The 22,766-nt window shown below is 44.0% G+C and carries 29 protein-coding genes and 1 other RNA gene; 23 read left to right on the top strand and 7 right to left on the bottom strand.

Annotation, left to right across the window (positions count from 1 at the left end; genetic code table 11):
- The first annotated feature begins 1 nt into the window (after window position 1).
- The 4 genes from ABXT42_RS10880 to ABXT42_RS10865 are packed head-to-tail and all read left to right on the top strand — an operon-like array spanning window position 2 to window position 3,524.
- The gene (locus ABXT42_RS10880; protein WP_443628163.1) at window positions 2-937 is read left to right on the top strand and encodes a hypothetical protein; all 936 of its coding nucleotides are present in this window, start codon (window positions 2-4) and stop codon (window positions 935-937) included.
- The gene (locus ABXT42_RS10875; RefSeq protein ID WP_443628162.1) at window positions 925-1,770 is read left to right on the top strand and encodes a hypothetical protein; all 846 of its coding nucleotides are present in this window, start codon (window positions 925-927) and stop codon (window positions 1,768-1,770) included. The genes ABXT42_RS10880 and ABXT42_RS10875 overlap by 13 nt, the downstream gene beginning before the upstream one ends.
- Before the next feature lie 20 nt (window positions 1,771-1,790).
- Window positions 1,791-3,128 carry an FMN-binding glutamate synthase family protein gene (locus ABXT42_RS10870; RefSeq protein ID WP_443628161.1) on the top strand — a complete coding sequence of 446 codons (1,338 nt, stop codon included), beginning with the start codon at window positions 1,791-1,793 and terminating at the stop codon, window positions 3,126-3,128.
- A 6-nt stretch (window positions 3,129-3,134) separates the two neighbouring features.
- Complete coding sequence (locus ABXT42_RS10865) at window positions 3,135-3,524, top strand: hypothetical protein (RefSeq protein WP_443628160.1); 390 nt, start codon at window positions 3,135-3,137, stop codon at window positions 3,522-3,524.
- Between the two features lie 79 nt (window positions 3,525-3,603).
- Here the strand turns inward: ABXT42_RS10865 and ABXT42_RS10860 are convergent, their stop codons facing one another.
- The gene (locus tag ABXT42_RS10860; protein WP_443628159.1) at window positions 3,604-4,584 is read right to left on the bottom strand and encodes a GlxA family transcriptional regulator; all 981 of its coding nucleotides are present in this window, start codon (window positions 4,582-4,584) and stop codon (window positions 3,604-3,606) included.
- 242 nt (window positions 4,585-4,826) lie between these two features.
- Window positions 4,827-5,699, bottom strand: a complete 873-nt coding sequence (locus tag ABXT42_RS10855; RefSeq protein WP_443628158.1) for a LysR family transcriptional regulator — start codon at window positions 5,697-5,699, stop codon at window positions 4,827-4,829.
- 126 nt (window positions 5,700-5,825) lie between these two features.
- On the opposite strand from ABXT42_RS10855, the gene ABXT42_RS10850 reads away from it, so the two are divergent.
- Window positions 5,826-6,389, top strand: coding sequence for an NADPH-dependent FMN reductase (locus ABXT42_RS10850; protein ID WP_443628157.1), 564 nt, complete (start codon window positions 5,826-5,828; stop codon window positions 6,387-6,389).
- A gap of 50 nt (window positions 6,390-6,439) precedes the next feature.
- A complete protein-coding gene (locus ABXT42_RS10845) occupies window positions 6,440-6,787 on the top strand; it encodes a DoxX family protein (protein WP_443628156.1) in 348 nt (115 codons plus the stop codon).
- 128 nt (window positions 6,788-6,915) lie between these two features.
- Here the strand turns inward: ABXT42_RS10845 and ABXT42_RS10840 are convergent, their stop codons facing one another.
- A complete protein-coding gene (locus ABXT42_RS10840) occupies window positions 6,916-7,188 on the bottom strand; it encodes a hypothetical protein (protein WP_443628155.1) in 273 nt (90 codons plus the stop codon).
- A 198-nt stretch (window positions 7,189-7,386) separates the two neighbouring features.
- Between ABXT42_RS10840 and ABXT42_RS10835 the strand changes: the two genes are divergently transcribed.
- The 14 genes from ABXT42_RS10835 (at window position 7,387) to ureG (ending at window position 19,609) form a co-directional block, all read left to right on the top strand.
- Window positions 7,387-7,824 carry an Lrp/AsnC family transcriptional regulator gene (locus ABXT42_RS10835; protein ID WP_443628154.1) on the top strand — a complete coding sequence of 146 codons (438 nt, stop codon included), beginning with the start codon at window positions 7,387-7,389 and terminating at the stop codon, window positions 7,822-7,824.
- Window positions 7,825-7,935: 111 nt separating this feature from the next.
- The gene (locus ABXT42_RS10830) at window positions 7,936-8,394 is read left to right on the top strand and encodes a hypothetical protein (protein WP_443628152.1); all 459 of its coding nucleotides are present in this window, start codon (window positions 7,936-7,938) and stop codon (window positions 8,392-8,394) included.
- Window positions 8,395-9,024: 630 nt separating this feature from the next.
- On the top strand, window positions 9,025-10,308 hold the full coding sequence (gene urtA, locus ABXT42_RS10825) for an urea ABC transporter substrate-binding protein (protein WP_443628151.1): 1,284 nt from the start codon (window positions 9,025-9,027) through the stop codon (window positions 10,306-10,308).
- An 80-nt stretch (window positions 10,309-10,388) separates the two neighbouring features.
- Window positions 10,389-12,005 carry an urea ABC transporter permease subunit UrtB gene (urtB, locus tag ABXT42_RS10820; protein WP_443628150.1) on the top strand — a complete coding sequence of 539 codons (1,617 nt, stop codon included), beginning with the start codon at window positions 10,389-10,391 and terminating at the stop codon, window positions 12,003-12,005.
- A 6-nt stretch (window positions 12,006-12,011) separates the two neighbouring features.
- Window positions 12,012-13,088 (top strand): urea ABC transporter permease subunit UrtC, encoded by a 1,077-nt coding sequence (gene urtC / locus ABXT42_RS10815; protein WP_443628149.1) that lies wholly within the window; start codon window positions 12,012-12,014, stop codon window positions 13,086-13,088.
- Window positions 13,085-13,933 carry an urea ABC transporter ATP-binding protein UrtD gene (gene urtD, locus ABXT42_RS10810; RefSeq protein ID WP_443628148.1) on the top strand — a complete coding sequence of 283 codons (849 nt, stop codon included), beginning with the start codon at window positions 13,085-13,087 and terminating at the stop codon, window positions 13,931-13,933. The genes urtC and urtD overlap by 4 nt, the downstream gene beginning before the upstream one ends.
- A gap of 3 nt (window positions 13,934-13,936) precedes the next feature.
- A complete protein-coding gene (gene urtE / locus ABXT42_RS10805) occupies window positions 13,937-14,632 on the top strand; it encodes an urea ABC transporter ATP-binding subunit UrtE (RefSeq protein ID WP_443628147.1) in 696 nt (231 codons plus the stop codon).
- A gap of 9 nt (window positions 14,633-14,641) precedes the next feature.
- Window positions 14,642-15,475 carry an urease accessory protein UreD gene (locus ABXT42_RS10800; protein ID WP_443628146.1) on the top strand — a complete coding sequence of 278 codons (834 nt, stop codon included), beginning with the start codon at window positions 14,642-14,644 and terminating at the stop codon, window positions 15,473-15,475.
- A gap of 51 nt (window positions 15,476-15,526) precedes the next feature.
- Window positions 15,527-15,829 (top strand): urease subunit gamma, encoded by a 303-nt coding sequence (ureA, locus tag ABXT42_RS10795; protein ID WP_443628145.1) that lies wholly within the window; start codon window positions 15,527-15,529, stop codon window positions 15,827-15,829.
- Window positions 15,830-15,839: 10 nt separating this feature from the next.
- A complete protein-coding gene (locus tag ABXT42_RS10790) occupies window positions 15,840-16,148 on the top strand; it encodes an urease subunit beta (protein WP_443628144.1) in 309 nt (102 codons plus the stop codon).
- 10 nt (window positions 16,149-16,158) lie between these two features.
- Window positions 16,159-17,862: an urease subunit alpha gene (ureC, locus tag ABXT42_RS10785; RefSeq protein ID WP_443628143.1), complete on the top strand. Its 1,704-nt coding sequence runs from the start codon at window positions 16,159-16,161 to the stop codon at window positions 17,860-17,862.
- Window positions 17,863-17,870: 8 nt separating this feature from the next.
- A complete protein-coding gene (gene ureE, locus ABXT42_RS10780) occupies window positions 17,871-18,308 on the top strand; it encodes an urease accessory protein UreE (RefSeq protein WP_443628142.1) in 438 nt (145 codons plus the stop codon).
- A gap of 21 nt (window positions 18,309-18,329) precedes the next feature.
- Complete coding sequence (locus tag ABXT42_RS10775; RefSeq protein WP_443628141.1) at window positions 18,330-18,992, top strand: urease accessory protein UreF; 663 nt, start codon at window positions 18,330-18,332, stop codon at window positions 18,990-18,992.
- A gap of 17 nt (window positions 18,993-19,009) precedes the next feature.
- Window positions 19,010-19,609 (top strand): urease accessory protein UreG, encoded by a 600-nt coding sequence (gene ureG, locus ABXT42_RS10770; RefSeq protein ID WP_443629482.1) that lies wholly within the window; start codon window positions 19,010-19,012, stop codon window positions 19,607-19,609.
- 11 nt (window positions 19,610-19,620) lie between these two features.
- Here ureG and ABXT42_RS10765 read toward each other — a convergent pair whose 3' ends face one another.
- The 3 genes from ABXT42_RS10765 to smpB form a co-directional block, all read right to left on the bottom strand.
- Window positions 19,621-19,920, bottom strand: coding sequence for an integrase arm-type DNA-binding domain-containing protein (locus tag ABXT42_RS10765; protein WP_443628140.1), 300 nt, complete (start codon window positions 19,918-19,920; stop codon window positions 19,621-19,623).
- Between the two features lie 142 nt (window positions 19,921-20,062).
- Window positions 20,063-20,417, bottom strand: a transfer-messenger RNA (tmRNA) gene (gene ssrA, locus ABXT42_RS10760).
- A gap of 135 nt (window positions 20,418-20,552) precedes the next feature.
- Complete coding sequence (gene smpB, locus ABXT42_RS10755) at window positions 20,553-21,032, bottom strand: SsrA-binding protein SmpB (protein ID WP_443628139.1); 480 nt, start codon at window positions 21,030-21,032, stop codon at window positions 20,553-20,555.
- Between the two features lie 119 nt (window positions 21,033-21,151).
- Here smpB and ABXT42_RS10750 point away from each other — a divergent pair, with 119 nt between their 5' ends.
- The gene (locus ABXT42_RS10750; protein ID WP_443628138.1) at window positions 21,152-21,580 is read left to right on the top strand and encodes a type II toxin-antitoxin system RatA family toxin; all 429 of its coding nucleotides are present in this window, start codon (window positions 21,152-21,154) and stop codon (window positions 21,578-21,580) included.
- A 7-nt stretch (window positions 21,581-21,587) separates the two neighbouring features.
- Window positions 21,588-21,902 (top strand): RnfH family protein, encoded by a 315-nt coding sequence (locus ABXT42_RS10745; RefSeq protein ID WP_443628137.1) that lies wholly within the window; start codon window positions 21,588-21,590, stop codon window positions 21,900-21,902.
- A gap of 34 nt (window positions 21,903-21,936) precedes the next feature.
- Here ABXT42_RS10745 and ABXT42_RS10740 read toward each other — a convergent pair whose 3' ends face one another.
- Entirely contained in the window at window positions 21,937-22,260 is a 324-nt protein-coding gene (locus ABXT42_RS10740) for an outer membrane protein assembly factor BamE (RefSeq protein WP_443628136.1), read from the bottom strand.
- A gap of 78 nt (window positions 22,261-22,338) precedes the next feature.
- Between ABXT42_RS10740 and fur the strand changes: the two genes are divergently transcribed.
- Entirely contained in the window at window positions 22,339-22,749 is a 411-nt protein-coding gene (gene fur, locus ABXT42_RS10735) for a ferric iron uptake transcriptional regulator (RefSeq protein ID WP_443628135.1), read from the top strand.
- Window positions 22,750-22,766 lie beyond the last annotated feature (17 nt).

Here is a 22,766-nt window from a genome sequence, read left to right as displayed (position 1 = left end):
CATGTGTGGTATTGCAGGCCTTATCCATAAGAAGGCGGGCGGCGCAAACATCGGACAAGAAATGACTGACATGCTTCAAGCTTTGAAGCATCGCGGGCCAGATTCTACCGGTTATGCGCTATATGGCGCCCCCATTAGTAACTACATTATGCGTATCAACCTTGCTGAGCAAGCTGATACAAAAAAAGGTTTTGACGTTGCAACTCAGCTTCAATCTCGTAACGACCAAGTCGATGCGCGTATGGCTGAATTGGGCGCTCAAGTGGCTAAAAAAGAGAACTCAACTTCTTACGCATTACGTTATGAAGTGTCTTTTGATGGTGACCTTAAAAACTTAATTGATTACATTGAAGACATCGAAGGTGTTGAAGTAATGTCGTGTGGTAACGGTCTTGAGTTGATCAAAGACTTAGGTGATGCAGCTGTTGTTTCGGCTCAGTATGGCATCAACTCTTTCCAAGGTTCTCATGCAATCGGACACACCCGTATGGCTACTGAGTCTGACGTAGATATTCGTTCAGCTCACCCATACTGGGCTTATCCCTTTGCAGACGTTTCTGTAGTACACAACGGCCAGTTAACTAACTACTGGACCAATCGTCGTGCACTAGAGCGTCTGGGCAACCGGTTCAATTCAAACTGTGACTCAGAGCTCATTGCGGTTTATATAGCCAACCGTATTAGCGAAGGCGATGACTTAGAAAAAGCGATGCGCCGTTCAGTAGAAGATCTAGACGGTGTATTTACCTACCTAGTAGCTACTTCTGACTCGCTGGGTATGGCTAAAGACGTCATGGCTGCTAAGCCTATGGTGATCTATGAGAGTGATGATTTTATTGCATTGGCTTCTGAAGAAGTCTCAATCCGTAAAATTTTTGATCACGATATTGATACATTTGACCCCTATGAAGGCGAGGTGCGCGTATGGCAACTGTAAGCACGTCTGGTCAATCTCATGACATGGGATTGCACACAGAAAAGCTCACAAACCGAACTCAGCAACGTTTTTTTGATGCTGGCGAATCGGCTAATCTTACTTATGCATGGGCTCCAGAAGTCGACACAAACAAAGTAGGTACTTTGGACTGTGAAGGCATGGATGCAACTGCAATTAACATTCGTATTCGACAATTGATGAGTGAAGGTTGTGGCACCATCAATCTGAGTAATCCAGGCTCTATGCACGGTTTGTGTGTGGGTATCCTGAGTCGTTTACAACTCAACGTGACAGGTAGCTTAGGCTACTTTGGCTGCGGTTTGATCGATGGCCCTAATGTCAACATTTCTGGTCGAGTTGGCTGGTCATGTGGTGAAAATATGATGGCTGGAACCATTGTAGTGCAGAAAAATGCCGGCTCTACCTTTGGCGCTGCTATTCGTGGTGGTGACTTGGTGTGCAGAGGCGACGTAGGCTCGCGTACGGGTATCGACCAAAAGGGCGGCACCATTATCGTGGGTGGCAAGACTGGCGCTTTTTCAGGCTTTATGATGCAACGTGGTCGTATGATTATTCTTGGCGATGCTGGCATTAACCTTGGCGATTCTATGTACGATGGCACCATTTACGTAGGTGGAAAAATCGAAGGCTTGGGTGTAGACGCTGTGCCGGCTGACTTAAACGACCTTGACCGTAAATGGTTAAAGTCCAAGCTAGATCTATATGGTATGGAAGCCCCTAATGGCATCGATAACATGCAAAAGATCGTTGCTGGTAAGCAGTTGTGGAACTACGACAACCTAGAACCATCAGAGAAGAAGCTAGTTCTTTAAGAGCAGCGAGGATACTTATTATGGCAGTTGTTAATCAAAAAGAAATTATCGGCAAGAGCTTTATGTTCCCGCCGGAAGTCATGAATGACATTCACATCAAGTCCGACCTTGGTCGTTACCGGATGCGTGGTTTTTCATTGTTCAAAAAGATCCCTAGTTGGGACGATTTAACCTTTATGCCGGGCACGTTAACGCGCTTTGTAATTGAAGGCTATCGTGAAAAATGTTTGACCAAAACTGTGATCGGCCCTAGAGCCAAAAGGCCTTTGGTGCTGGACATTCCTGTATATATTACAGGCATGAGCTTTGGTGCATTGTCTTACGAGGCCAAGACAGCATTAGCGCGTGGCGCAACCATGGCAGGCACAGCGACCTGTTCTGGTGAAGGTGGCATGATTCCTGATGAGCGTCGTTACTCTGATAAGTGGTTTTATCAGTGTATCCAGTCGCGTTATGGTTTTAACCCGCACCATTTGCGTCTAGCAGATGCGTGTGAATTCTTTATCGGCCAAGGCTGTAAAGTGGGTTTGGGTGGGCACTTAATGGGTCAAAAAGTAACTGACCAGGTTGCTGAGATGCGTTCGCTACCCGCAGGTATCGACCAGCGCTCACCAGCTCGTCACCCAGATTGGCTAGGCCCAGATGATCTTTCTTTGAAGATCAAAGAAATACGTGAAGCCACCGACTGGCAGATCCCTATTCAGCTTAAGCTGGGTGCGGCTCGTGTTTATGATGACGTGCGTATGGCTGCCAAATGTGAGCCAGATTCTATCTTTATTGATGGTATGGAAGGCGGCACAGGTGCAGGCCCTCACGTAGCCACAGAAGAAACGGGTGTGCCTGGTATCGCCGCAATCCGTCAAGCGCGTAATGCTCTTGATGATGTAGGCAAGACCGGCGAAATCAGCCTTGTATACGCTGGTGGTATTCGTAACGGTGGTGACGTTGCTAAAGCTCTAGCACTAGGCGCTGATGCAGTTGCAATAGGCCATTCATCATTGATGGCATTAAACTGTAACAGAGACATCGACGAAGCTGACTTCCCTAATGAAATGGGCGTAGAAGCAGGCTCTTGTTATCACTGTCATACAGGACGTTGTCCAGTAGGCATTGCAACACAAGACCCTAAGCTACGTGCTCGTTTAAACCCGGATGAAGCTTCTGAGCGTGTGTATAACTTCTTACATACCCTCACTATAGAATGTCAGTTACTGGCGCGTGCTTGTGGCAAGACAAATATTCATTCCTTAGAGCCAGAAGACATTGCAGCTCTAACAATGGAAGCGTCTGCCATGGCTCAAGTACCCTTAGCCGGCAGCCAACACACTGTTGGCCGTCCAGACATGACACGATTCTAGGAGGATATGATAATGTCAAAAGAAGTAGATCATTATTTAACTGGCGACGGTCTGGATTCGGATCGTGAGAAAATGATTGGACAGACTATTGGTTACCGCTACGACGTTAACTTAGTGCCTGACATGGATCGCTGTACGCCTTATCTTAAGGAATACATGACCAAAATGAACTGGGACGACCTTAATTGGCTGGAAGATGTTCATATGGGCTACGAAGAAGACCGTGCCGCTGTTTTCGATAGAAATATCAATGCTTGGGTAACCATTCCCGATACAATTGATCTGCCAAACAACCAACAAGACCGTGACATGATTGCACGTGAGTTATTGGTTAAGTTTCAAATGTCTGAAAACCATCCTATGGTTCAGTTGCGTGAAGCTTACGCAAAGTTCTAACGGGTATGTGTTGGGGTAATGCCCAATACACTAGCATTTAAAAGCCCAGCGGTTGCTGGGCTTTTTTGTGGTTATTAAACTAAGCAGACCACATCAGTGCTTTTTGATGCCGTGCTTTTAATGGTGGAAGTCCAAACCTATTTTTATAGCATTTATAAAAACTAGGTAAAGATGAAAAGCCACATTTAATAGATATTTTATCTACCGTAAATTCAGATTCAAATAATAATTTATGTGCATGATTTAGGCGTTTTTCTAAATAATAAATACTAGGAGAAATGCCAATATATATTTTAAATAAGCGTTGGATTTGTCTCTTACCTAAACCTGCATACCCGCTTATTTCAGAAAGAGTTAATGGCTCATCAATATTATTTTCCATTAACGATGTCACCTCTTGCAAGGCATTAGGCCAGCTGTAAGGGCTAACTTTATTGTCCAATCTGTGCTCTTTTGGGGTGCGTAATATGCCACAATTCATCTCTTCTGCTACACAAATAGCTAATGATTTACCATGGTGAAGGTGAAGTATATGCAACATCATATCTAAGCTTGTGCTACCACCTTGGCACGTAAAGCGGTTATTGTTTACATTAAAGATGGCTCGATTAGGGCTGCCGCCTTGCTTGAGTAAGTCGTTTAAATAGCGGTGATCAATCGTCCATCGACAATCATCCAACAAGCCCGCACGATAAAGGTAGTAGGGGCCGGTGCCCACGCCACCTAATAAAGTGTTATTTTTGGCTAGGCGTATTAAAGGTGCAGTAAAATCTTTCAGTGGCAGCTGGTAAACATCATGGCTTGCACAAATGACTAATGCATCAAGTTGATCTAAAGCTAGATTACAAGCAAGAGGTAAGGTGTCAATATGTATGCCACATGAAGACATTACGGCACCCCCATTTAGTGAAAATAGTTTCCACTGATAGAGAGGGTAGCCTAAGCGAAGATTAGCGACTTTTAAAGGCTCAATAATATGGCCCATTTCCGCTAAATTATAACCAGGCACTAATAGCGCACCTAGTTGCCAATCTTTATTTTTTATAATATTTAGTGACATATATATATACTTTTAAAATAGTTATACATGCAATTATTTTTCTGCATTGTCTAAAATATATTAGGCTTAAATTATCTTATTTACAATATTAATAATCTATTTTTTGTTGTTCTATGGTATTTTTATATATATGTTTATATTATTTATGAATAGAAATATTTAACGAAGCCATAATGTTTAAAAATGACACATAATATTTTAATATATAATTATGTTTCAAATTATAGAGTAATAATAAAAAATCAGGATGTTTTTTTAGAAGATTTTAAATAGCTAAGCATGGCCTGCACTTTTGCAGTGCGATGTAAGTCTACGTGTGTTACCAGCCATATGGTGACACACCAAGCTTTATTAGGTGGCAAGATGGGCTGCAGGTCAGTGCGCTTTGCAGCAACATGGTGATTTAAAAGGCCGATACCCAAGCCTGCGGTTAAGGCGTCATAACCTACGGATATGTTATCCACATATAAAGCCACTTGTTGCGTTTTAACATGGGAGTTAACCCATTCTTTAAAAAACCTAGGGGCCCTATTAAATGGTGGCACAATAAACTGGTGGTTGGCCAAGTCATCAACCCCGTTGGGCATGCCATATTGTTGTATGTAGCTATTATGAGCATACAAATTGAAGTGAACCGTTTCAAAAGTCTGCACAATATAATCAGGGTGAGTGGGTTTAGGCCCCACGCGTAAGGCAATGTGAGCTTCGCCATGATCTAGTCGAGCTAAGCTTTCACTCGTTGAAATATGCACCTTGCACTGGGGGTTGTCGTGGCGAAAATCCATAATGGGCGCCATGATCAGTGGAGAGCAAAGGGCGATGGTGGTTAGCTTAATGTCACCTTCTATCTGAACCTGCTTAACCATGGCTATGCCTGCAAGATCATCTAATAGTTGCTCAGTTTTTTGCGCTGTGCGCAGCACCTCTTTGCCTAGCTCTGTGAGCTCATAGCCTCGCGCATGGCGAATAAATACCCGCGAGCCTAACTCGCTTTCCAAAGCATCAATGTGTCTATTAACCGTGGCGCGATGAAAGCCTAAAGTCTTAGCGGCTGCGCTTACAGTGCCAAGCTTAGCAACTTGATACGCTGTTCTTAATTCTGCCCATTTTTCCATAATAATATGTACACTTTACGCGCATATATTGCGCATATTTTAGTATTTTGTATAAAAACAATTCATTGTATATTACTGGTGTTAGCAATAAATGCAACCTGCTTAAATTTTAATAAAAGGAAACCGATGAATAGCCCACATAAAGTATTGGCGTTTGCTGCAAGCAATAGCCGTAATTCAATCAATAAAATCCTGGTGTTGCATGCGTCAACTCGCTTAAAGGAAAAGGTGCTACTTAATGCTGAACTTAGCACCATAGATCTTAACGACTACGTAATGCCAATCTACTCGATAGACCTGGAGCGTGACAGTGGTATACCCAAAGAGGCAAAGGCTTTTTATAAAGCTATTGGTGATGCCGATAGCTTGTTGATCTCATATGCAGAACATAATGGCCACTATAGTGCGGCGTTTAAAAATATATTCGATTGGTGCTCACGCATTGATATGAAAATATTCCAAAACAAACCGATGGTTATTATGGCTACTTCACCAGGGCCTGGTGGTGGTGCTCGTGTGTTAAAGGCCGCCATCGAATCGGCAGCTACTTTTGGTGCAGATGTGCGTGGAAGCATTACCATACCCAGCTTTTATAAAAACTTCGATGTGGACAAAGGTGAAATTTTGGATGCCGTACTGGCTCAAGAGCTTAACGCCCAGCTATTTAAGTTAAAGCCTATTAAAGGGTAATCAGCCTTTTTTAGGCACAAATAAACACTATTAAAAATGAGGAATAAGACATGAAGTATGTATTTATAGGATTAAGAATAGTGCTTGCATTGGTTTTTTTAGCAGCAGGTGGCGCAAAGCTAGCGGGTGCTGAAATGATGGTTGGTACTTTTCAAGCATTGGGCCTAGGGGAGTGGTTTCGTTACCTTACCGGCGCCCTTGAAGTGGGGGCAGCAATATTGCTATGGGCACCTGGTCGTCAATTACTTGCCAGTGCAGTGCTGCTGGCCACGATGGTAGGTGCGGTATTGGCTCACTTATTCATACTTGGGCCATCGCTAGTGCCTGCCTTAGTGTTGGGTATATTGTGCGCTACAGTGGCTTATCATTATAAAGAACAAAGCTTATTTTTTAAGTAATCAACCTTAAATCTGCGTGGTGGTATAGGCTGTCTGCCACGCAAACTCAGGCAATTTTAAGCTTTGTAATGGCCATGGCTGCTGTTTGTATTGGTGGTTATTAGGGCTGCACTATTGCATTGCACTACTTAAGACGCACCATCAAACCAATCTTTAAGATTTTCTTCGGTGTTTTCTCTTTCTTGTGTGCTTAATTTTTTCAAAGAAAACTGATTTAAACTATTTAAATAGCTAATGCCTTCATTGAGACCAATGGTCGACCAATAATAACACCTCTCAAAGCTTTGAGTTACACCCCTACCTTCAAAAAAACGCCTTGCTAAAAACTCCATAGCCAGCGGATCACCCTTATTTGCACTTACTTCTGCTTGTTTTACGGTTGCACTTTTAAAAGTTTTCATAGGTATATTCTGTTATCTTTATGAGGCCTAGTGTAATAATTATATTGATCTTTTTGCGCTAATATAAGTTAAAATAATGTGCATAATGATTGATAAATATACTAATATGCTAATAAAATTGCGCACAAAGTGTATTAATGTGCCGTGGTTCATTTTATATAAGCTAAAAGGCTATAAAACTAGGGAGTAATACCAGCCATGTCAGACTTTATAGATAGTAAAGACCAGTCAATTATCAGCTTGTTGCAAAAAGATGGCCGTATGTCAGTGAAAGATATAGCTAAGGCGATGGGGCTAACAAGAACTACAGTGACCAAGCGCATGGAAAGGTTGGAGGCCAGTGGCGTCATTACTGGCTATTCTGCGGTAGTTAGAAAAGACTTTTTCGATAAAAAAATACGTGGATGGGTGATGATCAATACGATTCCCAATTTAGAGGAAGCAGCTATTAGTGCTATGAAAATGATTCCTGAAGTCTCTAGAATATACACTACCAATGGCCGCTGGGATCTTGCCGTTGCGATTCGGGCTGCAGACCTAGAAAGTTTTGATGCTGCACTGACTAAAATTCGTCAAGTGGATGGGATAGAAAGCACAGAAACTAATTTATTGCTCAGCTCGAGAATCGGAAACTGATTTACAAGGTAGCTAAAGAGCATGTATCTATTGTGCTTTGGGCATTCAAAAGGTAACTAGATATTGCCATGGACGTATTTATTGATCATTTTCAGAAATATTCCTAGGATTATGGCCATCTATAGCTTGAGTTACTTGGCTAAAAAAGCAGCGTTGCATAGGTCAGGTGTTAGAGCGGAAATCATGTCACATTGCTTACTGAAGGTAAGAGGTGGTTGTTCATTTTGGAAACGTTCAAAACTTACCAAGGCAGGTTTTGAATTAGCGAAGTCGGTTGCATCAGACGAACGTAAGTATGGAAAAGCAGAACAAGTGTATTCTGGAAACGATCAATTTCTCAAAGATGTGATGAATGAAAAAATTTTAGTCTGTGCCAAAAAACTCGCGTTTTCTCATAATTTAATTGAGTCAGTAAATTCTAAAAAACTCCCACAAGTGGCTAACCCTCTGTTAAATGAGTGTTTGACGGGTTGCCTGAAGCTTAACGTCTTTAAACGTATTAGTTATGCTCCGAAAAAGTGCTCCAAAACGAAAAAAGCCCTTACTTTAACTTATCAATCAATAGGTTAAAGTAAGGGCTTTTTGGTATGTAGTGGAGATGGGGGGACTCGAATTCCTCCATTAAAGAAACTATCTACGGCGCTTTTGTTTTGTATAATCTGATTAGGGGGCCTAAAAATAAAGCCGTCTATACTTTCAAAAATAAGGAAATATTTGACCTTCTTAGGTGCTTTGCTCACATAAGTTTGCGTCATCTATGTTCTATGGTTGCCTTAGTCCATTGCCGCCTGAGTTCTCTTACTGGGCACTGAATAGATTGGGTAAGGGGAACATACATTATCTGCTTTACAGCGCTGAAGGACTTGCGCCATTTTTAAGTGTAAACCCCTCTTAGACGCCATTATAGTTTCTCGAATAATTAAAAAATTGCTTTAATTATCATTCTCAAATGACTATTTTGCTGTGGTAATTCATGGTGCAACCGGTGTTCTGCTGGGTTCACTAAGGTGCACTGTAGCAATTTACAACCTGTTAAAGCTATTAATAAAAACTCTAACCATATGAAATATATAAAGAAAACAAAAAACCATTATGTTTTTAAATAATTGGCATGAAGGTTGCTTTTAACTAATTAGCCAAATCATTTGGTGCTAGTTATTTGAACCAATCAATAACGCAATTAAACATAAGGAAGAACTAATGCTTAGAAATAGTTTTTGGAAATATGCAGCTTTTACAGGAGCAGTGGCAATATCAAATATTGCGCTGGCTGCTGACACCATTAAAGTAGGTGTGTTGCACTCCTTGTCGGGTACGATGGCCATCAGTGAAACCACACTCAAAGACACCATGCTGATGCTGATTGATGAGCAGAATAAAAAGGGTGGTTTATTGGGCATGCAACTAGAACCTGTGGTGGTTGATCCAGCCTCTAACTGGCCACTGTATGCCGAGAAAGCGCGTGAGTTGATTGAAAAAGACAAGGTGGCCGCTATTTTTGGGTCTTGGACATCGGTATCTAGAAAGTCTGTTTTGCCAGTTATTGAAGAGTTAAACAGCGTATTCTTTTATCCTGTGCAATATGAAGGAGAAGAATCATCTAAAAATGTGTTTTATACGGGTGCAGCACCGAATCAGCAAGCTATTCCAGCGGTAGATTACTTAATTAATGACTTGGGTATAGAGCGTTGGGTGTTAGCTGGCACTGACTATGTGTATCCACGAACCACTAACAAAATATTAGAAGCGTATTTAAAAGCCAAGGGCGTAGCACCAGAAGACATCATGGTTAACTACACACCTTTTGGTCATTCTGATTGGCAGTCTATCGTTTCTGATATTTCTAAGTTTGGGTCAAAAGGTAAGAAGACGGGTGTCGTTTCCACTATTAATGGCGATGCTAATGTGCCTTTCTATAAAGAGTTAGGAGCACAAGGTATCAGCTCTGCAGACATTCCAGTAATTGCATTCTCGGTCGGCGAAGAAGAACTTTCTGGTATCGATACGGCTCCACTGGTCGGTCACCTAGCCGCTTGGAACTACTTTATGAGTGTTGATAGCGAAGCTAATGAATCATTTATTGAAAGCTGGCATGCCTTTATTAAGGATGAGGACCGCGTCACTAATGATCCCATGGAAGCGCACTATATTGGTTTTAACATGTGGGTTAAAGCCGTTGAAAAGGCTGGAACTACAGATTCGCAAGCCGTACAAGATGCAATCATTGGCGTATCTGTTCCTAACTTGACTGGGGGCTTATCGTCCATGATGCCTAACCATCACATTTCTAAGCCAGTGTTAATCGGTGAGATTCAAGATGATGGTCAATTCGAAGTCGTCTCTTCAACCAGTGGTTTAGTGGTTGGTGATGCTTGGTCAGATTACTTAGAGGGTTCTAAAGACCTAATTTCAGACTGGCGTTCACCTTTGTCTTGTGGGGCCTACAACGTTAAAACAGCCAAGTGTTCTGGCCAAAACTACTAATCATCAGACTATTTAAATCCTGATTTTCAAGTGACATAGAGAGCGCACATGGCTCTCTATTTTTATGTAAGGATAAAAGTATGATCAATCAGTGGCTTGTGAATTGCCTTTCGTGGGGGATGGGTTGCTTGCTGTTAGTTTTAGCCAACCTAAGCCAAGCTGGAACTTTTGAAATAGTTGAGCATGAGCAGGCTTTAATTAAGGCCAAGTTCGATCAAAAAGCGCAGGTTATGGCGTCTTGGTACGAAGCAGATCAGGCCCAAGCTGTGCATTTAATGCAATTAATGTTGGACAGTCAGTTGTACTATCTTAAGCAAGATAAACGTTTATATCAGGTTGAAGATGCAAGCAGCGGAGCCATTGCTCAGCGTATTCATGACGGGGGTTTAATCACGCTCAAAAAAAAGCGAGACGTTAAGCGAGTTTCTATTAATAATCGGCTGCGCAGCGTTTTTCGCCAACGCGTGACTGAGACGCAGTTATCAGCTGCAAAGCCTCAGGATCGTCTAGCCGCAGCAGAAGCGATCATTGGCGATACGACCCCTGAACTGATGGTGACCATCGCCCGGTTACGGCTACGAGAAACAGATGCCTCGGTGTTGGCAGCACTTGACTTAGTGCTTGCTGTAGCAACCTTGCATTCCAGTAATGAGGATCAGCAAAGGCATTCAATTAGGCTTCTAGGGGAAAGTTTGCACCCCGCCAGCCTTAATGCACTCAATGGGTTTGCGCTGACTTATCCCCAATCGCCCTTAATACCAATGGTCGGCAAATATGTTGAGCAAATCAACAAAAAAGTAGATTTTTATGGCAGTCTTGAAACCATGTACTTTGGTCTGAGCCTAGGCTCGGTCCTGGTGTTAGCGGGTATTGGCTTAGCGATTACTTTTGGTGTGATGGGGGTCATTAACATGGCTCATGGGGAGCTAATCATGATTGGCGCCTATACCACTTATCTGGTCCAACAGCTGATGCCTAATCATATTGGTCTATCTTTATTAGTGGCTGTGCCAGCTGCATTTTTAGTGTCAGGTTTTGTGGGTATATTAATTGAGCGCAGTGTGATCCGTTTTTTATATGGACGACCGCTGGAAACGCTTTTGGCAACATTTGGTATTTCACTGATTTTACAACAGGCCGTGCGCAGTATTTTCTCGCCACTTAATCGCAGTGTGGAAACCCCTCTTTGGATGACTGGAGTCATTGACATTAACCCTCTCCTGTCGTTAACCCAAAGTCGGATGTACATTATTGTATTTTGTCTAACCATGTTTTTACTTTTGTTGGCTGTCATGAAACGGACACGACTCGGCTTGCAAGTCAGAGCAGTCTCACAAAACCGTGATATGGCCAAGTCCATGGGGGTAAGGTCTGAATGGATAGATGCGCTCACATTTGGTTTGGGATCTGGTGTCGCAGGGGTTGCTGGCGTGGCCTTATCCCAGTTAACCAACGTGGGTCCTAATATGGGCCAAGCTTATATCATTGACTCCTTTATGGTGGTGGTGTTTGGCGGGGTAGGAAATCTTTGGGGCACCCTAGTGGCCGGTTTAAGTTTGGGCGTGGCTAATAAATTTCTTGAGCCTTGGGCTGGTGCAGTATTGTCCAAGGTATTGGTCTTGATTTTTATTATTTTATTTATACAAAAACGACCTCGTGGATTGTTTCCACAACGGGGACGTGATGCCAAAGGATAGGTAAAAATGATCCGTTTATTAAATAATGATACGGGTGGCCGTTGGTTAATTGGCAGTTTGCTGGTGGCGATCGTTCTGATACCAGTGCTTAATTCTCTTCCCACCAGTTCAAGTCTGTATTTCCCCACCTATTCTGTCACCCTATTAGGCAAATATCTTACTTTGGCTTTGCTGGCTTTATCAGTTGATCTAGTGTGGGGCTATTTGGGTATTCTCACTTTAGGCCATGCTGCATTCTTTGCATTGGGTGCTTACGCCATGGGCATGTATTTGATGCGCCAGATTGGTGACCGAGGGGTTTATGCCAATGCCGAATTATCTGATTTTATGGTGTTTTTAGATTGGCAGGAATTACCTTGGTTTTGGCAGGGGTTTGATCACTTTTGGGTGGCGATTTTGATGGTCATGCTGGTGCCATCGGTGTTGGCTTTTGTGTTTGGGTATTTGGCCTTTCGCTCTCGCGTTTCGGGGGTTTATTTGTCGATTATTACCCAGGCCATGACCTATGCCCTTATGCTGGCCTTCTACCGCAATGAAATGGGACTAGGTGGTAATAATGGCTTAACTGACTTTAAAGATATCTTAGGTTATAGCCTACAAAGTGATCAAACAAAAATGGCGTTATTTATTGCCAGTGCTTTCGCTTTAATTATAGGGTATTTATTGTGTCGTTTTATTACCAATAGTCGAGCGGGTAAATTGGTGGTGGCTATAAGAGATGCGGAAGAACGAACTCGGTTTATGGGTTATCGAGTAGAAAATATAAAGCTGTGGGTGTTTGTCTTTTCGGCCATGCTGGCAGGGGTGGCTGGGGCCTTGTATGTGCCGCAGGTGGGCATTATTAATCCCAATGAGTTCTCGCCACTTAACTCAATAGAAGTCTTGGTATGGGTGGCTGTAGGGGGGCGTGCAACGCTTTATGGTGCGGCCATGGGTGCCATCATGATTAATTATGCCAAGTCTTATTTAACAGTTGAATTACCTGAGGTCTGGTTATTTGTTTTGGGCGGCTTGTTTGTATTTGTAACCCTAGTGTTACCCCAGGGCGTGGCTGGGTTACTGAAACGAAAGGGGACTGAATGAACAAATTACATCGTAGCACTGACCTGAAGCCGCATCCAATGGCTCTCAAAGGGTTGGATTTTTTAGCTCCCGACAAAAACCCTACTGTGAATGTTGATCATTCGATATTGCTCTATGTGGAATCTCTATCAGTTGCATTTGATGGTTTTCAAGCCATCAACGACCTCAACCTATACATTACAGATGGTGAGTTGAGGTGCATTATTGGCCCTAATGGGGCTGGTAAAACAACCATGATGGATATTATAACGGGCAAAACAGCACCTGATTCTGGGGTTGTGTATTTTGGTCAATCCATTGATTTATTACAGCTGGATGAGCCCGCTATAGCTCAAGCAGGTGTGGGTCGAAAATTCCAAAAGCCCACGGTATTCGAACATTTGAGTGTCTGGCATAATCTTGAGTTGGCTATGGCACAAAAGCGTAATTTTTGGAGTTTATTGCACGCGAAAATGACCCAAGAGCAACGCGCTAACATTGATGAGGTATTAGTGCTGATTGGCCTAAAAGATCAGGAGAGAAAACTAGCAGGCACACTTTCTCATGGTCAAAAGCAATGGCTTGAAATCGGCGCTTTACTCATGCAACGGCCGCGTTTGTTGTTGGTGGACGAACCCGTTGCGGGTATGACCCACCAAGAAATGGATAAAACCGCCGAATTATTGCGCTCTCTTGCAGGCAAACACTCTGTCATTGTGGTCGAACATGACATGGAATTTGTGCGGAATCTATCTGATGGCGCTAAAACGGTAAGTGTCCTTCATCAAGGCTCGATTCTAGCGGAAGGGACAATGACTGAAGTGCAGAATGATGACCGTGTGAAACAAGTTTATTTAGGAGAATAGTCAGTGCTGAGGGTAGAGAAAATTAATCAGTTTTATGGTCAAAGTCATATCCTGTGGAACTTAGATCTCCACGTTGAGCCAGGGCAATGCACAGTGCTTATGGGGCGCAATGGGGTGGGGAAAACCACCTTGTTGAAATGCATCATGGGTCAGTTGGGCCTGAGTTCAGGCTCTATTATGTTTCAAGGTGAAGACATCACTCTAAGCAATACTGAGTCACGTCCCAGAATGGGTATTGGTTATGTGCCTCAAGGTAGGCAGATCTTTCCTTTGTTAACCGTGGAAGAGAATTTGCAAATTGGTTTGCCAGTATTACCGCGTGGGGAGCGCTGCATAGCTGAGTATATTTTTGATTTATTTCCTGTGCTTAAGGATATGTTGGGTCGCCGTGGGGGTGATTTGAGTGGCGGTCAGCAACAGCAATTAGCCATTGCTAGGGCTTTGGTAGTGCGGCCTAAATTACTAATACTGGATGAACCCACAGAAGGGATTCAGCCTAATATTGTGCAGGAAATAGGTGACATTATTGTGCAGTTGAATCAACAGTTGGGTTTAACTGTGTTGTTGGTTGAGCAGAAATTACCCTTTGCTAGAAAGGTGGGTCATCAGTTTTGTATCCTTGATCGTGGCTGTGCTATTGCACAGGGTAGTGTCAAAGATTTAGATGACAGTCTCATCAAACAATATCTAACAGTATAGGCATAATCTATGGAAGTGGTAGCTAAAAATACCAATTGGCAAGCTGACCTGTCTTTAGACTTTGCACCTAGGGCTGGAAAGACCCGCCTGATTGCTTCCCAACGGCGGGGCCCATTAACAGTGCAGAGGGCTTTTTACCCAGAAGGAAATGTTAATCATACCTACTTACTCCACCCGCCCGGTGGCGTAGTTGGGGGTGATGAATTGAATATCAACATTAATGTGCAGGTGGGAGGTCAGGTGCTTTTGACAACACCCGGCGCCACCAAGTTTTATCGTTCAGCAGGGCCGCAAGCCCTGGTAGAGCAAAGCTTACACATTGCTGATGGTGCAACATTGGAGTGGATGCCATTAGAAAGCATTTTCTTTCCTGCGACCAATGTGGCCATTAAAACAGAAGTCCATTTGACAGCTAATGCTAAGTTTATTGGTTGGGAAATGAACTGTTTGGGTCGACCAGCCAATGGTGAAGGCTTTGCTATGGGCACTATCAATAGTGATTTTGCATGTTATCGCGATGGCGAGATCGTGTTGTTAGATCGGTTTGCGACGCAGGGCGAATCAATGATGAATTCGCCTGTGGGTATGCGAGGATTTAGCGCGCAATCGATGTTAGTAGCAACCGTGTCTGATGAATCATTAATTCGACAGGTGCAAACCATGCTTGCTGGTTATGCACCCAAAATTTGGGCGGGAGCTAGCTGTGTTGATGGTTTGTTAGTGGTGCGTGTATTGGCAAACCAGAGTCAGGATATGCTGCTCCTGCTCGTTGCAGTATGGCGCTTGCTGCGACCAGTAATCATGGAACGCCAAGCTGAGCCACCCCGTATTTGGGCAACTTAAAATATAGAGTTTATAGATTAGCGCCTTTTTAGGCGCTATAGGAGTGAATGTATGGAATTAACACCGCGCGAAAAAGACAAATTAATGCTATTTACGGCAGGTTTGTTGGCTGAGCGACGCAAAAACCGGGGTCTAAAGCTTAACTATCCAGAATCTGTGGCTTACATAAGTGCTGCACTTCTGGAAGGCGCTCGCGATGGTCGCAGTGTGGCAGAGTTAATGGATTATGGCAGTACCCTGCTGACCCGAGACGATGTAATGGATGGCATCCCTGAAATGATTCAGGATGTTCAAGTAGAGGCTACCTTTGTCGATGGCACCAAACTAGTCACAGTTCATGAGCCAATTGTTTAAGGAAAAGTAGATGATACCAGGTGAATATCGCGTTGCTAAGGGCAGTATTGTATTAAATGCTGGTCGTGAAACGATAGAGGTTGAGGTAGCCAACAAAGGCGATCGCCCAGTGCAAATTGGCTCTCATTATCATTTCTTTGAAGTGAATGAAGAACTCCATTTTGATCGCCAAGCCAGTCGTGGCTTTCGGTTAAATATTGCAGCGGGCACTGCCGTGCGCTTTGAGCCAGGGCAAACTAGGCGGGTTGAATTAGTGGCTTTAGCCGGTAAGCGTCAGGTGTACGGCTTTCAGGGTAAAGTGATGGGTGCATTAGATTGAGGAATGAAAGATGGTAGCAATATCACGCGGTGCTTACGCAGAGATGTTCGGCCCAACTACGGGTGACAAGGTGCGTTTAGCAGACACAGAATTGTGGCTTCAGGTGGAAGACGACTTGACGCATTATGGGGAAGAGGTGAAGTTTGGTGGCGGTAAGGTTATTCGTGACGGCATGGGACAGAGCCAGGCCTGCAGCGCTCAGGTGCCAGACTTAGTCATTACCAATGCCTTGGTCATCGACCATTGGGGCATCATCAAGGCTGACATTGCGATTAAAGATGGGCGTATTCAGGCCATAGGTAAAGCGGGTAACCCAGACATTCAACCTGGGGTGAGTATTGAGATTGGGCCAGGTACAGAAGTGGTGGCAGGGGAGGGGCAATTGTTAACAGCGGGGGGTGTTGATGCCCATATCCATTTTATCTGTCCACAACAAGTAGAAGAAGCACTATGCTCTGGTGTCACTACCATGCTAGGTGGCGGCACTGGGCCGGCAACAGGCACTAAGGCCACCACCTGCACTCCAGGGCCATGGAACATTGCGCGTATGCTGGAAGCTGCTGATGTGTTGCCGATGAATCTTGGGTTTCTTGGCAAGGGTAATGCGAGCCTTCCAGAGCCCCTGCGGGAGCAGGTTGAAGCGGGTGCTATGGGTTTAAAATTACATGAGGATTGGGGTTCCACACCTGCGGCTATTGATAACTGCTTATCAGTGGCTGAGGAATATGATGTGCAGGTGGCGATTCATACAGACACACTGAACGAAGGTGGCTTTGTTGAATCCACATTGGCGGCCATTGGTGATCGGGTCATTCATACCTATCACACCGAAGGTGCTGGTGGTGGCCATGCGCCAGATATTATTAAAGCGGCCGGGCTAATTAATGTTCTACCGTCGTCTACTAATCCAACTCGTCCGTATACGGTCAATACTGTGGATGAGCATTTGGATATGCTCATGGTATGTCATCACTTGGACCCTAGTATTCCTGAAGATGTGGCGTTTGCCGAATCGCGCATTCGCCGTGAGACGATTGCCGCAGAAGATATCTTGCACGATTTGGGGGCTTTTTCTATGATTTCCTCTGATTCTCAAGCCATGGGTCGGGTTGGTGAGGTAATTACCCGCACTTGGCAAACAGCCCACAAGATGAAGGTGCAAAGAGGCCCATTAGCAGAAGATTCTGCCGAAAATGATAACTACCGGATTAAACGGTATATCGCTAAATATACGATTAATCCAGCCCTAACCCATGGCATTGCCCACGAAGTGGGGTCTATTGAAGTAGGAAAGTTGGCAGATTTAGTGCTATGGAAACCCGCTTTTTTTGGCACCAAGCCCAGCCTGATTATCAAGGGTGGCATGATTGCAATGGCGCCTATGGGAGATCCCAATGCCTCAATCCCTACTCCACAGCCAGTGCACTACCGTCCTATGTTTGGTAGTTTTGGCGCCGCATCCCAAAGCACAAGCATGATTTTTTTGCCCACCGTGGCAGCTGAAAACGGGTTGGCAAAAACACTGGGATTGCGCTCGTTAATTGGTTATGTTCGCGGCTGTCGTGATTTGTCCAAAGCCAGCATGATTCACAACGATTGGCTGCCCGACATTGACGTGGACCCGCAGACCTATGTGGTACAGGCTGATGGAGTTGCATTAACTTGCGAACCTGCTAGCGAACTGCCTATGGCGCAACGTTATTTTTTATTCTGAGGCCAGTCATGATCAAATTTATTAACAAGGTGGAAGGTGAATCAATACCCAATCTTCAACTTAGCCTCAGTATTGAGCAGCGGATAAAAAGTCGGTTACGAGTGACTTTAAGTGATGGTCAAGAAGCGGGTTTAGACCTACCTCGAGGCATTACATTAAGGCATGGGGACATACTATCTAGTGAACATGGAGACCGCGTAAGAATTGTGGCTGCCGCAGAAACCCTGTCTGTGGTGCGCACTGATGATGATCTGTTGCGGGCTCGTGTGTGTTATCACTTAGGCAATCGTCATACACCTATAGAAATCAAACCCCATTTCGTCAGTTACCAGCATGATCATGTACTGGACAAAATGGTGATGGGTTTAGGGGGCGCGGTGACCCTTGAAGAACTCCCATTTGAACCAGAAACGGGGGCCTACGGTGGTCATAGTAATGATCATTAAGGCTAAGGTGTCTTTATAGTGGTGCCAACATTTAGATTGTTTCAGCTCATTAGCCCGTCACTGCCCGTGGGGGCTTTTGCCTACTCTCAGGGACTGGAGTGGGCCGTAGAATCGGGCTGGATTCATGATCAGGCAAGCTTTGATGGCTGGTTGAGGTCCCAACTCACTGAGTGCCTAACCCAGCTTGAATTACCCATGCTAAATGCTGCTTGTGCAGCTATAGAGAGGCAGGATTGGCAGCGACTGCAGGATATTAGTCGAACTCTGATGGCTTGGAGAGAAACTAAAGAACTAAGGCAAGAAGAGCAATTGCGAGGCGAGGCATTAATGCGATTGTTACCTAATCTAGGGGTTATTGTGCCAGATATCATTCGCTCAGCCGCGCAGCGTAGCCAGGTGGTGGGATTAGCCATAGCGGGGGCTCAATGGCATATTCAAACTAAGGATTTATGCCGCGGTTATGTCTGGAGTTGGTTAGAAAATGCCGTCATAACAGGAGTGAAATTAATCCCTTTAGGGCAGACACAAGGCCAGCAGATATTGCATGGGATGTCCTCTGCACTCGAACAAGCAGTTCAATCGGCTGCAGCAATTGCCTATGAAGATGCTGGCAGCAGCGCTCCAGCATTAGCCATTGCTAGTAGCAATCACGAAATTCAATATACACGTTTATTTAGGAGTTAATTGTGAATGAATATAAAATGCCCTTACGCATAGGGGTTGGTGGCCCCGTAGGTTCTGGCAAAACTGCATTGCTTGAAGCTGTCTGTAAAGCCATGCGAGATGACTATAACTTAGCAGTGGTCACCAATGATATTTATACCCAAGAGGATGCTAAAATTTTAACTCGGGCTGAGGCTTTAAGTGAAGATCGCATTATTGGGGTGGAGACCGGGGGATGCCCACATACAGCCATTCGAGAGGATGCGTCTATGAATTTGGCTGCCATTGATACACTTGCCCGGCGCCACAAAAATTTAGACATCGTATTTGTGGAAAGTGGAGGCGACAATTTAAGTGCCACTTTTAGCCCTGAGTTAGCAGACCTTACCATCTTTGTTATCGACGTAGGAGAAGGAGAAAAGATTCCTCGCAAAGGTGGCCCAGGCATTACTAAGTCCGATTTACTGGTCATCAATAAAACCGACCTAGCCCCTTATGTTGGCGCTGACTTAGGCATCATGGAAGCTGATACCAATCGCATGCGCCCGGAAAAGCCATGGGTTTTCACTAACTTGAAAACGCTAAACGGTTTGGGCGATATTATTGAATTCATTCGTCATTATGGGATGTTAACTTGACCTAGGGCGCTTTACTCATTCCAGTGGGGGTTTGCATTGATTAGCCCCACATTAACAGCATATAGCATTATTTCGTTTAACCGATGGCATAGGCGTTTGACTTTTTCAAGGCTTCCTTTTGCAGCAATGGGCTTAATAGCGTCAATGTTGTTAAAAAGTAACTTTTTCGCCTCATCTTTCTTGCTTCGAGCTAGAGCTAATGTGACTATGGGATAACTACCCAAGCTTAAGCTTGTGCGCTTCTTTGTATATGGGCGCTGATAATCCAGTAACCATAACTTTGAGCCATTGGGTTTAACTCTTAGTTGCAATCCTCCCCCGTCAGATAGGGTGTACTACTAACTCAACTGGATGTTATAACACTGGTTAGAATCAGTTGGGCATAAAAAAGCCCGCAATCACTAGGATTAACGGGCTTTTTAGAGTGTTTTAGAACCTTCTAAAACCTTTGTGTGGTGGAGATGGGGGGAGTCGAACCCCCGTCCGCCAGTCCTCTGCCATCAGCTCTACATGCTTAGATCACTTTATTGTTTTAACCTACCGCGGCCCAAGTGTCAGGGAGCATAAGGCGATCTCGATTAGTTTTAGGGTTTTCTCCACGAGCGAGGAGTCCACACGATCCTGTTCTGCGAGCCACTTCACAACCGTTTACAGGCATCCGGTGATCAGTGTAAGCGGGATTTAAGCCGCTAGTGCGTAGTTTTCGTCGTTTGCGACTATAACTTTTGCAAGGTGGGATTTACGAGAAACCTTACATTCTCGACATGCACCTCAGGGTTTGTAACCAACGTCGAATCCAGTCATCCCCTTTAGAGAGGATGATTATAACAGCATTAAATTAATAGTGTGATTAATTGCGTGTTTGGAGTGTGCAAATTTTGTGACGTGAAAAGGAATGGGCAATGGTAAGCGCGCAGGCAATAGCCGGAGTTATAAAAGCGGGTTAGGCTTTCATTAATATCCTGTGTTTTTGTTTGCTCCAGTCGCGGTCTTTTTCTGTAGCGCGTTTGTCATGCTGTTGTTTGCCTTTGGCTAGGCAAATTTCACATTTAACACGATGGCCTTTCCAATACATGGCTGTGGCTACTATGGTTTGGCCCGTTTGAGAGGATGCTGCAAATAAGCGTGATATTTCTTTTTTGTTTAACAAAAGTTTACGCTCACGACGAGGCTCTGCTACCACATGAGTGCAGGCGGTCATTAGCGGTGAAAAATGTGCGCCTACAAGAAAAGCCTCTTGGTCTTTTATTACCACGTAGGAATCTGTCAGGTTTGCACGACCATCACGTATGCTTTTTATTTCCCATCCGGTTAATACCATGCCAGCTTCTATACGCTGATCTAAATGATATTCAAACTTTGCCCGTTTATTCAGGGCAATGGTGCCGGTTGAGCTCTTTTGAGTTTTTGATTTCTTTGCCATGGACGCATTCTACCTCAAGCCTGTATCGGCTGCAGTGACATTTTCTTAATAAATAGTGATATTGCTTTATTGGTAGCTCTTTTAACTTTAATATAGCCTTTTATCAAGAGTACAAGGCTGTGGCTTCTATAAATCGTTCTGCGTTGGTGATGCATTCTGCGGCTAGTATGTATGCTTTGGTGAATGATGTGGAAAGCTATCCAGAATTTTTGGATGGCTGCTCTAAGGTAGACTTAATTGAGTCATCCAAAACCAGTATGACGGCTCGACTGCATTTAGCTAAAGCAGGCCTTAGTTACCAGTTTGTGACTCAAAACACTTTAACCGCGGATGAAAAAATAGTATTAGAGCTGCAAGATGGCCCTTTTGACTACTTGAGAGGTAGCTGGATATTTACGCCGCTACGACATGATGCGTGTAAAGTAGAAATGGCCCTAGAGTTTGGTGTAACTGGGCTTAAAGGTAAGGCTTTAGGTGGGTTGTTTAGCCCCATAGCTGCTAATATGGTTGACGCTTTTTGTAAGCGTGCTGACAATGTCTATAAATGAGAATAATGTGACTGATACACAAAACATGGTTAATGTAGAGGTAGCGTTTGCGCTACCAGATCAGCAAAAAATTGTGGCAATAAAAGTGCCTGTAGGTACCACAGTTTATGATGCGGCAGTGATGTCAGGTATTGTTGATCACTTTGAGGGTTTGCAGCTTGCGGGCACGCCTATGGGTATTTTTGGTAAAGCCGTGAAAAACCCCCAAGCAGAGAAAATAACACAGGGGCAAAGGGTAGAAATATACCGTCCACTTACCATAGATCCTAAAGTAGCCAGAGCCAACCGCGCTGCAAAAGCAGCGCTTAAAGCTAAGGTATAATTATAAGCCTAGGTTCAATGGATGTAGTTTCGAACTATTGCTCAATCGAGCTCACTCTGCCTTGTTTGAAAACCACCCTTACTCTTCGTTCTTCAACCTGACCATCACCTTGGAGATATCGGTAAACATAGTCCCAATGGTTAGGGTTGAAGGTGTCTATTAATAGTGGTGTACCCATTACATACTGCACTTGATCTTCGGTTAATCCTGGGCGAAGTAGCTCTATCATATCATCGGTAATGATATTTCCTTGCTGTACATCAATTTTGTGTACGCTTAAAAAATCGATGTTATTACCGATAGTAGAGCACCCACTAATAAGCGCGATAAAAAGAGACGTGATAAGATAACGTTGCATTAGCCAAATCTATGTATTGAGTCTGTAGCCAGAATCATACCTTAATCATCCAACAGTCTAAAGAGTGTAAGCAATACTATGGCATCAGAAAGCCAAGAATTACGTAAAGCGGGGTTAAAAGTCACCCTGCCACGTGTGAAGATCTACCAAATGCTTGAGCAAGCTACTGAAGGCGATCATTGGAGTGCGGAAGACATCTACAAGCTGCTCATGGAGCAAGGCGAGGATGTGGGTTTAGCCACAGTTTATCGTGTGCTTACGCAGTTTGAGGCCGCAGGTTTGGTAGTGCGGCATCACTTTGAGGGTGGTAATTCAGTGTTTGAGCTGGCAACAGAAAGTAGCCATGACCACATTGTATGTATTAAGTCTGGTCGTATAAAAGAGTTTAATGATCCAGTACTCAATGAACGCCTAAAAGAAATTGCCGCTGAGTTAGGCTATGAGCTTACTAGTCGCACCGTATATTTATATGGAGTAAATAAAGGCTAACTTTATTAGCCTTTATT

Origin of the sequence: Candidatus Njordibacter sp. Uisw_002, assembly GCF_047730155.1 — a bacterium.
Classification (GTDB): domain Bacteria; phylum Pseudomonadota; class Gammaproteobacteria; order Pseudomonadales; family Balneatricaceae; genus Njordibacter.
Note: the sequence above shows the minus strand (reverse complement) of the source record. Positions and strands in the feature narration are given on the sequence as shown.

Bases quoted from the DNA above. Each gene is read 5' to 3' on its own strand.
- ABXT42_RS10845 (WP_443628156.1), top strand. From the start codon at position 6,440: ATGAAGTATGTATTTATAGGATTAAGAATAGTGCTTGCATTGGTTTTT.
- ABXT42_RS10850 (WP_443628157.1), top strand. From the start codon at position 5,826: ATGAATAGCCCACATAAAGTATTGGCGTTTGCTGCAAGCAATAGCCGT.
- ureE (WP_443628142.1), top strand. From the start codon at position 17,871: ATGATCAAATTTATTAACAAGGTGGAAGGTGAATCAATACCCAATCTT.
- ABXT42_RS10865 (WP_443628160.1), top strand. From the start codon at position 3,135: ATGATAATGTCAAAAGAAGTAGATCATTATTTAACTGGCGACGGTCTG.
- ABXT42_RS10840 (WP_443628155.1), bottom strand. From the start codon at position 7,188: ATGAAAACTTTTAAAAGTGCAACCGTAAAACAAGCAGAAGTAAGTGCA.
- ABXT42_RS10855 (WP_443628158.1), bottom strand. From the start codon at position 5,699: ATGGAAAAATGGGCAGAATTAAGAACAGCGTATCAAGTTGCTAAGCTT.
- ABXT42_RS10830 (WP_443628152.1), top strand. From the start codon at position 7,936: ATGGCCATCTATAGCTTGAGTTACTTGGCTAAAAAAGCAGCGTTGCAT.
- urtD (WP_443628148.1), top strand. From the start codon at position 13,085: ATGAACAAATTACATCGTAGCACTGACCTGAAGCCGCATCCAATGGCT.
- ABXT42_RS10740 (WP_443628136.1), bottom strand. From the start codon at position 22,260: ATGCAACGTTATCTTATCACGTCTCTTTTTATCGCGCTTATTAGTGGG.
- ABXT42_RS10860 (WP_443628159.1), bottom strand. From the start codon at position 4,584: ATGTCACTAAATATTATAAAAAATAAAGATTGGCAACTAGGTGCGCTA.
- ABXT42_RS10880 (WP_443628163.1), top strand. From the start codon at position 2: ATGTGTGGTATTGCAGGCCTTATCCATAAGAAGGCGGGCGGCGCAAAC.
- urtA (WP_443628151.1), top strand. From the start codon at position 9,025: ATGCTTAGAAATAGTTTTTGGAAATATGCAGCTTTTACAGGAGCAGTG.
- ureC (WP_443628143.1), top strand. From the start codon at position 16,159: ATGGTAGCAATATCACGCGGTGCTTACGCAGAGATGTTCGGCCCAACT.
- urtC (WP_443628149.1), top strand. From the start codon at position 12,012: ATGATCCGTTTATTAAATAATGATACGGGTGGCCGTTGGTTAATTGGC.
- ABXT42_RS10790 (WP_443628144.1), top strand. From the start codon at position 15,840: ATGATACCAGGTGAATATCGCGTTGCTAAGGGCAGTATTGTATTAAAT.
- ABXT42_RS10875 (WP_443628162.1), top strand. From the start codon at position 925: ATGGCAACTGTAAGCACGTCTGGTCAATCTCATGACATGGGATTGCAC.
- ABXT42_RS10835 (WP_443628154.1), top strand. From the start codon at position 7,387: ATGTCAGACTTTATAGATAGTAAAGACCAGTCAATTATCAGCTTGTTG.
- ABXT42_RS10870 (WP_443628161.1), top strand. From the start codon at position 1,791: ATGGCAGTTGTTAATCAAAAAGAAATTATCGGCAAGAGCTTTATGTTC.
- ureA (WP_443628145.1), top strand. From the start codon at position 15,527: ATGGAATTAACACCGCGCGAAAAAGACAAATTAATGCTATTTACGGCA.
- ureG (WP_443629482.1), top strand. From the start codon at position 19,010: ATGCCCTTACGCATAGGGGTTGGTGGCCCCGTAGGTTCTGGCAAAACT.
- smpB (WP_443628139.1), bottom strand. From the start codon at position 21,032: ATGGCAAAGAAATCAAAAACTCAAAAGAGCTCAACCGGCACCATTGCC.
- fur (WP_443628135.1), top strand. From the start codon at position 22,339: ATGGCATCAGAAAGCCAAGAATTACGTAAAGCGGGGTTAAAAGTCACC.
- ABXT42_RS10800 (WP_443628146.1), top strand. From the start codon at position 14,642: ATGGAAGTGGTAGCTAAAAATACCAATTGGCAAGCTGACCTGTCTTTA.
- urtB (WP_443628150.1), top strand. From the start codon at position 10,389: ATGATCAATCAGTGGCTTGTGAATTGCCTTTCGTGGGGGATGGGTTGC.